14 protein-coding genes are annotated in these 14,622 nt (G+C 31.4%); 4 read left to right on the plus strand and 10 right to left on the minus strand.

Annotated features, from left to right (window positions below; translation table 11 throughout):
- Positions 1–130: 130 nt before the first annotated feature.
- From hisE to uvrA, 10 genes are all read right to left on the minus strand, one after another.
- A complete protein-coding gene (gene hisE, locus CPJCM30710_RS04420) occupies positions 131–466 on the minus strand; it encodes a phosphoribosyl-ATP diphosphatase (protein ID WP_212902970.1) in 336 nt (111 codons plus the stop codon).
- Between the two features lie 14 nt (positions 467–480).
- On the minus strand, positions 481–786 hold the full coding sequence (gene hisI, locus CPJCM30710_RS04425) for a phosphoribosyl-AMP cyclohydrolase (RefSeq protein WP_212902971.1): 306 nt from the start codon (positions 784–786) through the stop codon (positions 481–483).
- Positions 787–799: 13 nt separating this feature from the next.
- Entirely contained in the window at positions 800–1,561 is a 762-nt protein-coding gene (hisF, locus tag CPJCM30710_RS04430; RefSeq protein ID WP_212902972.1) for an imidazole glycerol phosphate synthase subunit HisF, read from the minus strand.
- Between the two features lie 192 nt (positions 1,562–1,753).
- The gene (gene hisA / locus CPJCM30710_RS04435; RefSeq protein WP_212902973.1) at positions 1,754–2,467 is read right to left on the minus strand and encodes a 1-(5-phosphoribosyl)-5-[(5-phosphoribosylamino)methylideneamino]imidazole-4-carboxamide isomerase; all 714 of its coding nucleotides are present in this window, start codon (positions 2,465–2,467) and stop codon (positions 1,754–1,756) included.
- On the minus strand, positions 2,464–3,066 hold the full coding sequence (gene hisH, locus CPJCM30710_RS04440) for an imidazole glycerol phosphate synthase subunit HisH (protein ID WP_212902974.1): 603 nt from the start codon (positions 3,064–3,066) through the stop codon (positions 2,464–2,466). Before hisH ends, hisA begins: the two co-directional genes overlap by 4 nt.
- A gap of 16 nt (positions 3,067–3,082) precedes the next feature.
- A complete protein-coding gene (gene hisB, locus CPJCM30710_RS04445) occupies positions 3,083–3,673 on the minus strand; it encodes an imidazoleglycerol-phosphate dehydratase HisB (RefSeq protein WP_212903051.1) in 591 nt (196 codons plus the stop codon).
- Between the two features lie 128 nt (positions 3,674–3,801).
- A complete protein-coding gene (gene hisD, locus CPJCM30710_RS04450) occupies positions 3,802–5,106 on the minus strand; it encodes a histidinol dehydrogenase (RefSeq protein ID WP_212902975.1) in 1,305 nt (434 codons plus the stop codon).
- The gene (gene hisG, locus CPJCM30710_RS04455) at positions 5,084–5,737 is read right to left on the minus strand and encodes an ATP phosphoribosyltransferase (RefSeq protein WP_212902976.1); all 654 of its coding nucleotides are present in this window, start codon (positions 5,735–5,737) and stop codon (positions 5,084–5,086) included. Before hisG ends, hisD begins: the two co-directional genes overlap by 23 nt.
- Complete coding sequence (gene hisZ, locus CPJCM30710_RS04460) at positions 5,724–6,971, minus strand: ATP phosphoribosyltransferase regulatory subunit (protein WP_212902977.1); 1,248 nt, start codon at positions 6,969–6,971, stop codon at positions 5,724–5,726. The genes hisG and hisZ overlap by 14 nt, the downstream gene beginning before the upstream one ends.
- Before the next feature lie 544 nt (positions 6,972–7,515).
- The gene (gene uvrA, locus CPJCM30710_RS04465; RefSeq protein WP_212902978.1) at positions 7,516–10,338 is read right to left on the minus strand and encodes an excinuclease ABC subunit UvrA; all 2,823 of its coding nucleotides are present in this window, start codon (positions 10,336–10,338) and stop codon (positions 7,516–7,518) included.
- 660 nt (positions 10,339–10,998) lie between these two features.
- On the opposite strand from uvrA, the gene CPJCM30710_RS04470 reads away from it, so the two are divergent.
- From CPJCM30710_RS04470 to CPJCM30710_RS04485, 4 genes are all read left to right on the plus strand, one after another.
- Positions 10,999–12,339, plus strand: a complete 1,341-nt coding sequence (locus CPJCM30710_RS04470; RefSeq protein ID WP_212902979.1) for a DUF6020 family protein — start codon at positions 10,999–11,001, stop codon at positions 12,337–12,339.
- A 67-nt stretch (positions 12,340–12,406) separates the two neighbouring features.
- Complete coding sequence (locus CPJCM30710_RS04475) at positions 12,407–12,754, plus strand: EamA family transporter (protein ID WP_212902980.1); 348 nt, start codon at positions 12,407–12,409, stop codon at positions 12,752–12,754.
- On the plus strand, positions 12,747–13,079 hold the full coding sequence (locus CPJCM30710_RS04480) for an EamA family transporter (RefSeq protein WP_212902981.1): 333 nt from the start codon (positions 12,747–12,749) through the stop codon (positions 13,077–13,079). The genes CPJCM30710_RS04475 and CPJCM30710_RS04480 overlap by 8 nt, the downstream gene beginning before the upstream one ends.
- A gap of 202 nt (positions 13,080–13,281) precedes the next feature.
- Positions 13,282–14,622 (plus strand): DUF6020 family protein, encoded by a 1,341-nt coding sequence (locus CPJCM30710_RS04485; RefSeq protein WP_212902982.1) that lies wholly within the window; start codon positions 13,282–13,284, stop codon positions 14,620–14,622.

A 14,622-nucleotide genomic window follows, 5' to 3' on the forward strand; every position in this document is an offset into this window, starting at 1 on the left:
GTTTATAATTGTAAAAAAAAATATAACTCAACCATTTCGTTGTCTGCTGAAACTGCTGTTACCTGGTTGAGTTACATTTACTATTAATTCTTTAAGTTTTTAAATAATTGATACCTCATTAAGATCCCAATTATAAATCTACTATCTCTTTTCTTTCAGCTTTAAGGTTTCCCATCTTTTTTCTTCTCTCATCTAGCTCACTATATACAGCATCTAAATCTATATCCATATCTGCCATAAGAACTGTAAGATGGTAAAGTAAGTCACAAATTTCACTAACTGCGGTTGTTTTTCCTTCTGGATTTTTTCCTTCAATGATTACCTCAGTAGCTTCTTCTCCTACCTTTTTAAGTATCTTATCTCTTCCCTTTGAAAAAAGATAATTTGTATATGATCCTTCTTGCGGATTTTGCTTTCTATCTAAAACTAACTCATAAAGATCCTTAAGTACATCTTTTCTTTCCATAATTTCACTCCAAATTATAATACTTTTCTATAAAAACAGCTCTTTGCTCCTGTATGGCAAGCAGGTCCCTTTTGCTCTACCTTTATTAAAAGAGTATCCTCATCACAATCTATTAATATCTCCAATACCTTTTGAAAATGTCCTGAGGTTTCTCCTTTGTTCCAAAGCTTATCTCTTGAACGGCTGTAAAACCACGTGGTTTTAGTTTCTAAAGTCTTTTTATAGGACTCCTCATTCATATATGCTAGCATAAGAACTTCATTTGTTGAAGCCTCCACTATGATTGTAGGAATTAATCCTTTTGAAAAATCCGGATACATTCTCTCACCTCGTTTATAATCTCACTGGTATCTCATATTTTCTTAAGTGTTCTTTTACCTCTTTTATTGAAGCTTCTTTATAGTGGAATATTGAAGCTGCAAGAGCAGCATCTGCTTTAGTGTTTTCAAATACATCTCTAAAGTGCCCTATAGTTCCACATCCTCCAGAAGCGATTACTGGAATGTTTACTACATCACAAAGAGCATTAAGAAGCTCACAATCGAAGCCCTCTTTAGTGCCATCAGCATCCATGCTTGTTAGAAGAATTTCTCCTGCTCCTCTTTTTTCCACTTCCTTAGCGAATTCAAGAGCATCTATACCTGTATCAATTCTTCCACCATTAATTGTGATATGCCACTCACTACCATCTTGTATTTTTCTAGCATCTAAAGCAACTACAATACATTGACTTCCAAAGATTTCAGCCCCATCTGTCACAAGTTGAGGATTTCTAACTGCTGCTGAATTTATAGAAACTTTATCTGCGCCTGCTCTTAAAATAGTTTTTATATCATCTAGAGAACTTATTCCTCCACCTACTGTTAACGGAATAAAAACTTCTGCTGCAGTTCTCTCAACCACATCAAGCATAGTTTTTCTTCCTTCATGGCTAGCAGTAATGTCTAGGAATACCAGCTCATCAGCACCTTCATCATTATAGTATTTTGCTATCTCAACAGGGTCTCCAACATCTTTTAACCCTAAAAAATTTATACCTTTTACTACCCTGCCCATTTTTACATCTAAGCATGGTATTATTCTCTTCGTAAGCATTTCTTTAGCCCCCTTTAAGTAAATTTAGGCTCTTTTACAGATAAACGATTTTATAACTAAATTTAGAATTAAAGTTATTTATCTTTAATTCTAGATATACAACTTCATAGCTGAATGTATAATTCATGAAAAAGCATTGCATGTCGAGGCTATTTTCATGAATTGTTTAAGGAATGAAGTTGTTTATCTTAATTAAGAACATACTGCTATAGCTTCTTTAAGATCTAATGTACCTGAGTAAATCGCTTTTCCAGTTATTGCACCATAAACTCCTAAAGCATTTAGATCCTTTATATTCTCAATATCCTTTATTCCACCAGAAGCAATGATATTTATATTAACTTTTTCTTTTAATTCTTTTAACATATCAAGGTTTGGTCCTTCAAGAGTACCATCTTTAGATATATCAGTAACTATTATAGTTTTTACTCCTAAAGTTTCAAGTTTAGCAGCAAATTCTAAATATCCTACCTCTGTTACTTCAACCCATCCTTTTATTGCAACCTTGCCATCTTTAAAATCAATACCGACAGCAATTTTATCTCCATATTTTTTTACAGCTTCCTTTAAAAATTCTTCATCCTTTAAAGCCGCTGTTCCAAGAATAACTCTTGATACACCTATAGAAATAAGCTTTTCAACAACTTCCATATTTCTTATTCCGCCACCAACTTCAACAGGGATAGAAACACTCTTAACTACCTCTTCTATAGTGTCTAGGTTCTTTTGACTTCCACTAAAAGCTCCATCTAAATCTACCATATGAATGTATTTTGCTCCACTTCTTTCAAAGGTTAGAGCCATCTCTATTGCACTCTCTGCAACTACGTGAGTTGAACTTTCTTCTCCCTTGTAAAGTCTTACACACTTTCCGTCCTTCAAATCTATTGCTGGTAAAATTATCACTTTATCCACTCCTTTATGTTTTCTAGCATCTTTAATCCTATAGTACCGCTTTTTTCTGGGTGGAATTGAAATCCTACTACATTTTTATTAGATACTACTGCTGGTACAACTACCTCATATTCAGTATAAGCATTAACATTTTCCATTTTCGTGTCTGCATAGAAAGAATGTACAAAGTATACATAACTTCCTTCATCTATTCCATTTAAAAATGGACTCTTCTCATTAAACTTTAAATTGTTCCATCCCATGTGAGGAACCTTTTCCTTTATTTGAAGCTTTTTCACATGACCTTGTATAAATCCTAAACCCTCTGTAAATTCTACTTCATCACTTGATTCAAAGAGAAGCTGCATACCAAGACATATTCCTAAAAGAAGTTTACCTTTTGCAACCTCTTCTTTTAAAAGCTTATCTAACTCTTTTTCTTTAATTCTCTTCATTGCTGCTGGGAAAGCCCCAACACCAGGAAGTATTATAGCCTTACTATCACGAATTTCTTGTGGATCATCAGTGATTTTTGACTCTATTCCTAAAGCTTCAAGAGCCTTTTCTACACTTCTTAAATTTCCCATACCATAATCAATAATTGCTATCATATTATCACCTCTCAGATTAAAGAATACCTTTTGTAGACATAACGCCTTTTATCTTTTCATCCTTTGTTACTGCTTCTCTTAGTGCTCTTCCTAAAGCTTTAAACAACGCCTCCACCATATGATGGTGGTTTCTTCCGTAAAATACTTTTGCATGAAGAGTTATGCCGCCATTAGTTGCTAAAGCTCTAAAAAATTCTTCTACTAATTCAACATCAAACTCTCCTATAGATTTTGACATATCGAAAGGAGCATCTAGAACTAAGAATCCTCTTCCACTTAAGTCTAAAGAAACAAATCCTAAAGCTTCATCCATCGGTACATAGGAAGTTCCATATCTTTTAATTCCACTTTTATCTCCTAAAGCTTGAGATAACGCCTTACCTAAAGCAATTCCAATATCCTCTACAGTGTGGTGACCATCTATCTCTAAGTCACCTTTACACTTTACCTTTAAATCAATAAGAGAATGCTTTGATAGTAAAGTTAACATATGATCAAAAAAGCCTACGCCTGTTTCAATCTCATAGTTTCCTTCACCATCTAGGTTTAACTTTATATCTATATCAGTTTCACCAGTTTTTCTTTTAACTTCTCCTACTCTCACTATCTTCACCTCTTATCAAAATACTCTTAACACTATTAAAAGTCTTTAAATCTTCCCTAAAATAAAACTGACAGGCATCGACCCTGCCCAGCTTTAGCCGCATTTCACTTTATGAAATGGCAGCAAGTAAATTATTCATTATCAAATCTTACCTTAACAGAATTACCGTGAGCAGTTAAACCTTCATGCTTTGTAAAAGTTATAACATCATCTTTCACTTCCGCTAACGCTGCTTTTGGATAGTATAAAAAGCTTGATTTTTTTACATAATCATCAACGGATAGAGGTGAATAGAATCTTGCAGTTCCAGTTGTAGGAAGAACATGGTTAGGACCTGCCATATAATCTCCTAATGGTTCAGGACAGTAAGAACCTAAGAATATTGATCCTGCATGTTTTATCTTTCCAAGAATATCAAATGGTTTTTCTACCATAAGTTCTAAGTGCTCAGGAGCAATTTCATTGCTCAGTTCTATAGCTTCATCTATAGAAGATACTAACAGAATACCACCATATCTTTGAAGTGAATCCACTATTATATCTTTTCTTTCTAATTTCTCCACTTGAATAGCTAGTTGTTCTTTAACCTTTGCAGCTAACTCAGCACTTGTTGTTATAAGAACTGAAGAAGCTAATCTATCATGCTCTGCTTGAGACATCAAGTCTGCTGCTAAGAATGATGGATCTGACTTTTCGTCACTTATTACAAGAATTTCACTTGGTCCTGCAATCATATCAATATCAACTGTTCCATAACATAGCTTCTTTGCTAAAGCAACATATATATTTCCAGGTCCCACAATCTTATCTACCTTTGGTACTGTTTCTGTGCCAAAGCTTAGAGCTGCAACTGCTTGAGCTCCTCCAATTTTGTATATCTCATCTACTCCTGCTAATTTTGCAGCAGCTAAAATATCTGGATTTACCTTACCATTTTTTTGAGGTGGTGTCACCATACATATTTTACTTACACCAGCAATCTTTGCAGGAATTACATTCATTAAAACGGAAGATGGATATGCTGCACTTCCTCCTGGCACATATACTCCTACTTTTTCAAGAGCCATAACCTTTTGACCCATAACAATTCCGTTCTCTTCAGTCATCATCCAAGAGTTTCTTACTTGCTTTTCATGATATTTTCTTATATTAGATATGGCTTTATTAATAACACTTATAAGTTCAGGAGCTACCAAATTCATAGCTTCTTCTACTTCTTCTTCTGTTACCTTAAGATTTTGAAGCTCAACACCATCAAAATCTTTTGTGTATTTTAATAAGGCTTCATCACCTTTTTCTTTAACATTTGCTAGGATTGCTTCTACACTTTTTAAAGCCTCGTGATTATCTTCTCCGCCTCTTTTCTTTAAAATCTCAAAGAAGCTTTTTATCTCATCTAATGAAGAATATATTTTAATCAACTTTCTTTCCTCCATTTTGTTTAATATAATTTTCGATTCTATCTACGATATCTAAAACTTCTTTTTTCTTCATCTTCATACTTGCTTTGTTTACTATCAATCTTGCACTTATATCACATATTTTTTCAAATATAATAAGTCCATTTTCTTTTAATGTAGATCCCGTTTCTACTATATCTACGATAGCATCTGCAAGTCCTAAAATTGGAGCAAGTTCTACAGATCCTTCTATTTTTATAATTTCAACATCTTCTCCCTTTTCTCTGAAGAAATCATGTGCTACCTTTGTATATTTAGTAGCTATAATTTTCCTATGATATGAAGGAAGTTCCTTAAAAGATGGAAGAGAAGCTAAAGCAAAGAAACATTTTCCCACTGATAAATCAACAACTTCATAGAAATTTGTTTGATTTTCTAAAATAGTATCCTTGCCCACTATGCCCATGTCCACAACGCCATGCTCTACATAAGTAATTACATCCTGAGCTTTTACTAAAACAAATTCTACTGGGAAGTTATTACTTTTAAACACAAGCTTTCTACCTTTATCCTTAAGTTCACTTGTATCTACCCCGATACCATCAAATATCTTAATAGCTTCCTTTTCTAGTCTCCCTTTTGTTAGTGCAATCCTAATTCTCTCCATAAGTCATCTCTCCCACAAAACTTTCTTCTCCATCAATCTTATATTTAAATATACCTTTCTCAGTAACCTGAATCAAGTTACCGATACCCGCATTCTTACAGCACTTAATTGCGTCTTGTAAGTTATCTTGAAGAGATAAGTTCCATTTAATATTGCCATTATTTAAACTGCCTAATAGCTCTAAAGCAGTTTTAAGACATTCTTTGTCAAAGTAAATAATGCCCTCTTCGTTATTAAAATCATTTATCTGCCTTTTTTCAGTTAATACTTTTAGTATATTATCAATATTAAGTCCTAAACCTGCTGCTGGAGTAGCATCTCCAAACTCACCTATAAGACTATCATATCTACCACCGCTTAGTATTTCTTCTCCAAGCTCTCTTACATATCCCTTAAATACTGCTCCAGTATAATAATCAAAATCTTGAATCATTGCTAAATCTATTGATATATACTGAGAATATCCTAGATTATTTAAAGTATCATAAATGTATCTTAGTTCGCTTAATGCATTTAATGCTTTTTGTGATTCTATAAGCTTTTCAGCTTCATCAACAATCTCAATTCCTCCAAAAAGCTGTGGAAGCTTCTTTAAAAGTTCATAGCTTTTCTCATCTAATTTATCCCTTTTGGAATTTAAGAAAGAATATAATGAACCGATATTTCTATTCATTATTAAGGTTTGAAGTTGAAGCTTTTCTTCATCATCAAACTTCAATTCTTCTGTTAATGCTTTATAGAATTGACTCTGTCCTATCTCTATCTTAAAACCATCAATTCCAGCTTCTTTTAATGCATCTATAGCAGTTAAAAGTAGGAGAATCTCAGCTCTAATATTTTCGGCTCCTATAATTTCTATACCACATTGAGTTATTTCATTATTCTTACCATGATTATGCTCATTTGCTCTATACACCTGTCCAAAATAGCTTAATCGAACTGTTCCTTTTTTTATCTTAGTTGAATATACTCTTGCTATAGGAATTGTAAAATCAGGTCTTAAGGTAAGAATTCTTCCTTTATAATCAACAAGTTTATAAATCTTCTCATCATCTACAGGATGATTTGAGAAATTGAAGACATCATAGAATTCTAATGTAGGTGTCTGCAGTTCCAAAAAACCATACCTTTGAAATACATTTCTAATATTATTAGTAATAACATTCTTTGCCGCACATTGTTCAAACAAAATATCATTGGTGCCTTCCACCACGTATTTTTTCCACTTATTCATCAAATGGGCACCCCCTTCATTCATTTACCACTTCATCGCTTTATTGTACTAAAATATATTATCATTATGTTACTCTAAATATCCATTAAAGTCAATAGATTTAATACAAAGAGGAAGCAATTTCTTCATTAAGATAACAGGTATTATTACAACAAAATGATTTGTTAATGAAATTAATTTATAACTCATTATATATCAACTTTTCCTCTTGTTATTTTCTCTACATATCTAAAATAATATTCTAGCCTAATATGCTAAGTTACTTTTATATAAACATAGATACACAACTTCATAACTAAACGCAGTGCACGTCGAGGCTATTTGCTGCCATTTCACGAAATGAAATCCGGCTCAAATTTAATAGGCTTAATGCCTATTAAATTTTATTTAACATGAATTGTTTAAAGATTGAAGTTGTTTATCTTTAGTAGTTTAAACGTACAATCTGACTAAAGCTGAGTTGGCTTGATGCCTACTCAGCTTTATATTTTAAAATTAATCTTTATACTAACTTAACTGCTTTAACAACTTAACGTCAGCTTTATTATAAATATCTCTTTAAATATCTACCTGTATAAGAAATATCATTTGCTACTACTTCTTCTGGAGTACCAGTACAAATTATAGTTCCACCTTTATCTCCACCTTCAGGCCCTAAATCAATTATATGATCAGCACACTTTATCATATCTAGATTATGCTCTATAACCACTACTGTATTACCTGAATCCACAAGCCTTTGAAGGATACCTATTAACCTGTTTACATCATCTATATGAAGTCCTGTAGTTGGCTCATCAAGAATATACAGAGTTTTTCCTGTACTTCTCTTTGAAAGCTCATAGGCAAGCTTTATTCTTTGTGCTTCTCCACCAGAAAGCTGAGTTGATGGCTGCCCTAATCTAATATAGCCTAAACCTACATCATGAAGGGTCTGAAGCTTGTTCTTTATTCTAGGAATGTTTTCAAAGAAATTTAAAGCTTCTTCTACAGTCATGTTAAGTACATCATCTATATTTTTACCCTTATATTTGACTTCAAGAGTTTCTCTATTATATCTCTTACCTTTACATACTTCACAAGGGACATAAACGTCTGATAGAAATTGCATCTCTATCTTAATGATACCATCTCCACTACATGCCTCGCACCGACCTCCCTTTACATTAAAACTAAACCTACCAGGCTTATATCCTTTCATTTTAGCTTCAGTCGTGTTAGCAAATAGCTCCCTTATGATATCGAAAGTTCCAGTATAAGTAGCAGAATTTGAACGGGGAGTTCTTCCTATCGGACTTTGGTCTATATCAATTATTTTGTCAATATTGTCATAACCAAGAATCTCCTTATGTACTCCTGGTATAGTTTTAGACTTATTAATAATTTTCGTTAGTCCCTTATAAAGAATTTCATTAATAAGAGTGCTTTTACCAGAACCTGATACTCCTGTTACCATAGTAAGTGTACCAAGAGGGAATTTTGTACTTACATTCTTAAGATTATTTTCTTTAGCACCTTTAATGGTAATGAACTGACCATTTCCTTTTCTTCTTTCTGAAGGAATTTCAACCTTTTTAACTCCATTTAAATATTGTCCAGTAATAGAATTCTCACAATCCATAATCACGTCCAATGGTCCAGCAGCAATAATTCGTCCGCCACGTTCGCCAGCACCTGGTCCAATATCAACTATGAAATCTGCTTCCTTTATGGTATCCTCATCATGCTCAACAACCACTAAAGTATTACCTAAATCTCTCAAGTGCTTTAAGGTTGCAATTAATCTATCATTATCTCTTTGATGAAGTCCTATACTAGGTTCATCTAGTATATATAGAACACCCATAAGTTGTGATCCTATTTGAGTAGCAAGTCTTATTCTCTGTGACTCTCCTCCAGAAAGGGTTCCAGCATTTCTTGCTAAGTTTAAATAATCCAATCCAACATCAATTAAAAATTGAAGTCTTGAGTTTATTTCCTTTACTATTTGATGACTTATAATTTTATTCTTTTCTGAGAACTCTATTGAATTTACAAAATCTAGCTCCTCTTTAATACTCATTTTAGTAAATTCATTTATATTCTTTCCACCAACAGTTACAGCAAGAGCTTCTGGCTTTAATCTCGCTCCCTTACATCTTGGACAAGGATTATTACTCATATACTGCTCTATTTCAGCCTTAATCATATCTGAGTTAGTTTCAATATATCTTCTTTTTAAACCATTAATTTCTCCTTCAAAGGAGTGAGAATATGTGCCTAGTATGCCTTCCTTAGAGTAATCAACAAGAATCTTTTCTCCCTTAGTTCCATAAAGCATGATTTCAACAATCTCTCTTGGAAGATCCTTAATTGGCGTATTTAAATCAAAATTATACTTTTTACTTAATGCTTGAAGTACAGAATATGTCCAAGAATCCTCCTTAAGTCTCCCTTCTCCCCAAGAAGCAATAGCACCTTCCATTATGCTTACATCCTTGTTTGGAATAATAAGATCTTCATCAATTTCAAGAAGAGTTCCTAGACCATCGCAATGATCACATTTTCCAAAAGGCGAGTTAAATGAAAATAGTCTTGGTGCAAGTTCATCTATACTTATTCCACATTCTGAGCAGGCAAATTTTTCACTGAATAATATATCCTGCTCTCCTACAATATTTATAATTACTAAACCCTCAGCAAGCTTTAAAGCTGTTTCAAGAGAATCTGTAAGTCTGCTTTCCATATCAGTCTTAACAACCAATCTATCCACCACTGCCTCAATGGTATGCTTTATATTCTTTTCAAGTTTAACCTCTTCTTCTGATAAGTCATAGGTTTCCCCATCAATTCTTGCTCTTACAAAACCATTCTTTCTTATATTTTCAAACACCTTCTCATGAGTTCCCTTTCTTCCTCTTACAACGGGTGCAAGAATTTGAACTTTAGTTCTCTCTGGAAGCTCCATAACTTTATCTACAATTTGGTCTACACTTTGTTGAGTGATTTCTTTCCCACACTTTGGACAGTGTGGTGTTCCAACTCTTGAGTACAGTAATCTTAGATAATCATATATTTCTGTAACAGTTCCTACTGTAGAACGTGGGTTTCTACTTGTTGTTTTCTGATCAATTGAAATAGCCGGTGACAATCCTTCTATGTATTCTACATCTGGTTTATCCATTTGTCCTAAAAATTGTCTTGCATAAGCAGAAAGAGATTCTACATATCTTCTCTGACCTTCCGCATAAAGAGTATCGAAAGCAAGAGAGGACTTACCAGATCCTGAAAGCCCTGTAAAAACAACAAGTTTATCTCTTGGAATCTCTAAATCTACATTCTTAAGATTATGTACCTTAGCTCCTTTTATTATTATTTTATCTTTCATTCTTATCTCCTCTACTATCTTTAAAATTAACTAGAACGCAGTATATAGATACATAACTTCATAACTAAATTTATAATTCAGATATACAAGTTCATAATTGAATTAAGAATTTTACGAAAAGTATTGAAGCCGAGATTTTTTCCTAAAATTCGTTACTGATTAAACTTATATATCCTTAGAGAAAGCATTGGATGTCGAGACTATTTGCTGCCATTTCACGAAGTGAAATCTGGCTCAAATTTAATAGGCTCGATGCCTATTAAATTTTATTTAACATGAATTGTTTAAAGATTGAAATTGTGTATCTTTATCTAACTACTGAACACTTGTTCGTATATATTTAATTTTAATTTTTCTATTCTAAGAAGTCAAATAAAACTATATAATTTTTATTTCTAAAAACTCTATAGAATTATTCTATCCATATATAAAAACTTTTCTTATATTTAAAATACATAATTATATAAATCTTACAAAAACACACTACTTAATTGGATAATATAGTAAAAATCATTGTAACAAAAGGTTATTGTGATATAATAATCAAGAAATATTCTTTATTTTAAAAAGGACTTTATCCTTTTTCTAAATTCACTTCAGTTATAAAGTCCTTTGTCCTATTAGACTTATTAATCTTTGATAATGAAAGGAAGATGGCTGTTGAAATTAAGGAATAATGAATTTGTAAAAGTTATACTATTTGCATTACCTACTTTTTGCATAGGTATTCTTTATTTACTGGCATTTTATCCTGGTATCATGACATCTGACTCTCTAGGCCAATGGGATCAGATGAATACTTTTAAACTTGTTGACTGGCATCCAGTTATGCATACCTTATTTAACTATTTGATTACAAGAATATGGTATAGCCCTGCTGCTATTGCATTAGTTCAAATCACCATAATTTCGTTAACCTTTGGTTATGCAATGTATATTTTTTATAGCATAAATGTAAATAAAAAATTACTAGCATTATTAAGTGTTTTATTCCCACTACTTCCACCTGTAGGACTTATGAGTATAAGTATTTGGAAAGATATACCTTACTCGGCAATGATCTTTTTGATGACTATATTGCTCTTAAATCTATATTACAAAGGTTCTAAACTATTTCTTAAACCTATTTTTATAACAATATTAGTATTATGCTCTTTTGGTATACTATTCTTCAGACATAATGGAATAATACCATTCATAGCCACATATATAGGTTTATTGATTGTCTATAAAAATTTCACTAAAAGAATAGTTATAATGTTTATATCCATATTACTAACATTTTGCATTATTAAAGGTCCTATATTTTCAACAATGGGTGTGCAGCCTACCCAAAAAAGTGAAGCGCTAGGTATTCTTGTAAACAGTATTGGGGCTGTTGTTAAAGATAATGGAAATATAACTGAAGCTCAAAAAGAAAAGTTAAATAAAGTTATGCCCTATAAGTTATGGGGTGAAAAATATAATCCATATATTACTGATAGTATAAAATTTGATAAAAGATTTAACAGTAAAATTTTATCAGATAATCCTGTAGACTTTATTAAATTATGGTTTGAAATATTTAAGCAGAATCCTAGGGATATAATTAAAGCATATTCTAAACAAATATCACTAGCTTGGCAAATTAATCAACCTAAAGATGGTTATGTTTATATTTATGAGTATCCAATTGCAGACAACCATTATAACCTAAGAAGCATACCTAAAAACTATAAACTTAATAATTATCTTTTTAATACTATTGATGTTACCAGCAAGAGACCAACGATCTTCTGGCGCCCAGCAATTTTTATGTATTTAACCTTTATAATATTCCTATATCAATTTGTAAAGGTTAATAAAAAGATAGCACTTGTTGCTGTTCCTTTGTTTTTTAATATTGCAAGTTTGTTAATATCTATGCCTGCTCAGGACTATAGATATCTCTTCTCTAACACTTTAATATTTTTTGCAATTTTACCTATGATTTTAGTAAAAAATAAACAGGTTAATTTATAATAAATTTTAGATAATATTTTTCAGTTCTTAAATTCATAACTTTTTTATATGTAGAAAGAGGTTGAAAATGAATAGCTTTATAACATCTTTTAAGAAAAACTACAAAGGAATACTATTTATTATTATAGCTTCACTACTGACTTCATTAGGTCAGTTATTATGGAAACTATCTAACGGACAATCTTTAAACTTCCTAATTTCAGGTTTCTTTCTTTATGGAATTGGGGCAGTATTAATGATTATTGCATTTAGATATGGGAGCTTATCTGTTATTCATCCAATGTTAAGCTTTGGATATATATTTGCTATAATACTTGGAAATATAGTTTTAAAAGAAAGTATAACAATCTATCAATATCTTGGAATTTTCATAATCATATTAGGAGTAATACTTATAGGAGGCGGAGATGATTAAATATTATCTACTTTGCTTAGTTTTTACACTATTAGGTGCATTTGGCGCATTATTTTTCAAAAAAGCTACTCAAAGAGGTGGTAGCTTTTTATCATTACTATTTTGTCCAAGTCTTTATATAGGTGGTTTGTTCTATGTAGCCGGTGCGATTTTAAATATAATAACACTGAAGCATTTAAAGTATACCGTTGTGCTTCCTATGACATCTATAACATATATTTGGACAATTATGATTTCTTATCTGCTTTTTAATGAAAAGATAACTTTAAAAAAGATTATGGGAATCACATTAATTATTTTAGGTGCAATTTTTATATCTTTATAGATACTATAGAAAGGGGATGGCTTCTAGTCATCTCCTTTCATATTGAACTATACAGTAAAACTTATTGTAACAGGTAATAATTGTGATATACTGATTTGGAAATACCATTTTGTATTTTAACTGTTTATCTTTATTGCGATCAGAATTAGATTTAATTATATTTAAGAATTTAATAAATATAACAATGAAAGGAAGATACTTAATGAAATCGAGTATTAAAGAATTTACTAAAGTTTTATTATTTGGACTCCCTACCTTTTTTGTAGGTATTATTTATTTATTAGGCTTTTATCCTGGAGTTATGACAGCTGACTCTTTAGCTCAATGGGATCAGATGAATACTTTTCAATTAAGTGACTGGCATCCTGTAATGCATACCTTATTTAACTACTTAATCACAAGGATATGGTATAGCCCTGCTGCTATTGTCTTAGTTCAAATTATAATGATTTCACTAACCTTCGGCTATGCAATGTCTACCTTTTATAGGCTAGGAGTAAATAAAAAAATACTAATATCATTAAGTATTTTATTTTCAATCTTTCCACCCACAGGACTAATGAGTATTTGCCTATGGAAGGACATCCCTTATTCTGCAATGATCTCTTTAATGACTATATTACTATTAGATTTACATTATAGGGGTTCAACACTGTTGACTAACTCTTTATTTATAATAACTTTAATATTATGTTCTTTTGGTGTTCTATTCTTTAGACATAATGGGTTAATACCATTCATAGCTACATATATTGGCTTATTAATTGTTTATAGAAATGAAGCTAAACGACTATTTATATTATTTACATCCATATTAATCGTATTTTCTATAGTTAAAGGTCCAATATTCTCGATGCTTAATGTACAGCCAACCCAGAAAAGTGAAGCTTTTGGTGTCTTAGTAAATGGTATTGGAGCTGTAGTTAAAGATAACGGCAATATAACTGAAGAGCAAAAAGGACAATTGAATAAAATTCTTCCATATGAATTATGGGGTAAAGATTATTACGCATACTCTACTAACTCGATAAAATTTGATAAACAATTTAATAGTAGTATAATCTCCAATAATCCATCTGAGTTTGTTAAATTATCTTTTGAAATATTTAAACAAAATCCTGGTATCTTTATAAAATCTTACTTTAGGCAAATTTCATTAATATGGGAAACTAGACAATCTGGAGATAACTATGTTTTTATTTGGGAGTATCCAATAAATCAGAATAAATACAATTTGTTAAATGCTCCTAAAAGTAACAGAATATCTGATTATCTTTTTAATTTTATGGATTACACTGGCAAGCACCCATCAATATTTTGGCGTCCAGCAATTTTTATGTATCTAACCTTTGCAATATTTATATATGAATTTATAAAGTTAAACAAAAAAATAATTCTTGTATCAGTACCTTTGTTTTTTAATATCGCTAGCTTATTGATATCAATGCCTGCTCAAGACTATAGATATTTATTTTCTAATGTAATAATTTTCTTTGGTATTTTACCTATGATATTAGTATCTAATAAAAGGTTGAAAATATAA

The organism is Clostridium polyendosporum (genome assembly GCF_018332455.1).
Classification (GTDB): Bacteria; Bacillota; Clostridia; order Clostridiales; family Clostridiaceae; genus Clostridium_AY; species Clostridium_AY polyendosporum.

Bases quoted from the DNA above. Each gene is read 5' to 3' on its own strand.
- CPJCM30710_RS04485 (WP_212902982.1), top strand. From the start codon at position 13,282: ATGAAATCGAGTATTAAAGAATTTACTAAAGTTTTATTATTTGGACTC.
- hisF (WP_212902972.1), bottom strand. From the start codon at position 1,561: ATGCTTACGAAGAGAATAATACCATGCTTAGATGTAAAAATGGGCAGG.
- CPJCM30710_RS04480 (WP_212902981.1), top strand. From the start codon at position 12,747: ATGATTAAATATTATCTACTTTGCTTAGTTTTTACACTATTAGGTGCA.
- hisZ (WP_212902977.1), bottom strand. From the start codon at position 6,971: ATGAATAAGTGGAAAAAATACGTGGTGGAAGGCACCAATGATATTTTG.
- CPJCM30710_RS04475 (WP_212902980.1), top strand. From the start codon at position 12,407: ATGAATAGCTTTATAACATCTTTTAAGAAAAACTACAAAGGAATACTA.
- hisE (WP_212902970.1), bottom strand. From the start codon at position 466: ATGGAAAGAAAAGATGTACTTAAGGATCTTTATGAGTTAGTTTTAGAT.
- hisI (WP_212902971.1), bottom strand. From the start codon at position 786: ATGTATCCGGATTTTTCAAAAGGATTAATTCCTACAATCATAGTGGAG.
- hisH (WP_212902974.1), bottom strand. From the start codon at position 3,066: ATGATAGCAATTATTGATTATGGTATGGGAAATTTAAGAAGTGTAGAA.
- hisD (WP_212902975.1), bottom strand. From the start codon at position 5,106: ATGGAGGAAAGAAAGTTGATTAAAATATATTCTTCATTAGATGAGATA.
- hisG (WP_212902976.1), bottom strand. From the start codon at position 5,737: ATGGAGAGAATTAGGATTGCACTAACAAAAGGGAGACTAGAAAAGGAA.
- uvrA (WP_212902978.1), bottom strand. From the start codon at position 10,338: ATGAAAGATAAAATAATAATAAAAGGAGCTAAGGTACATAATCTTAAG.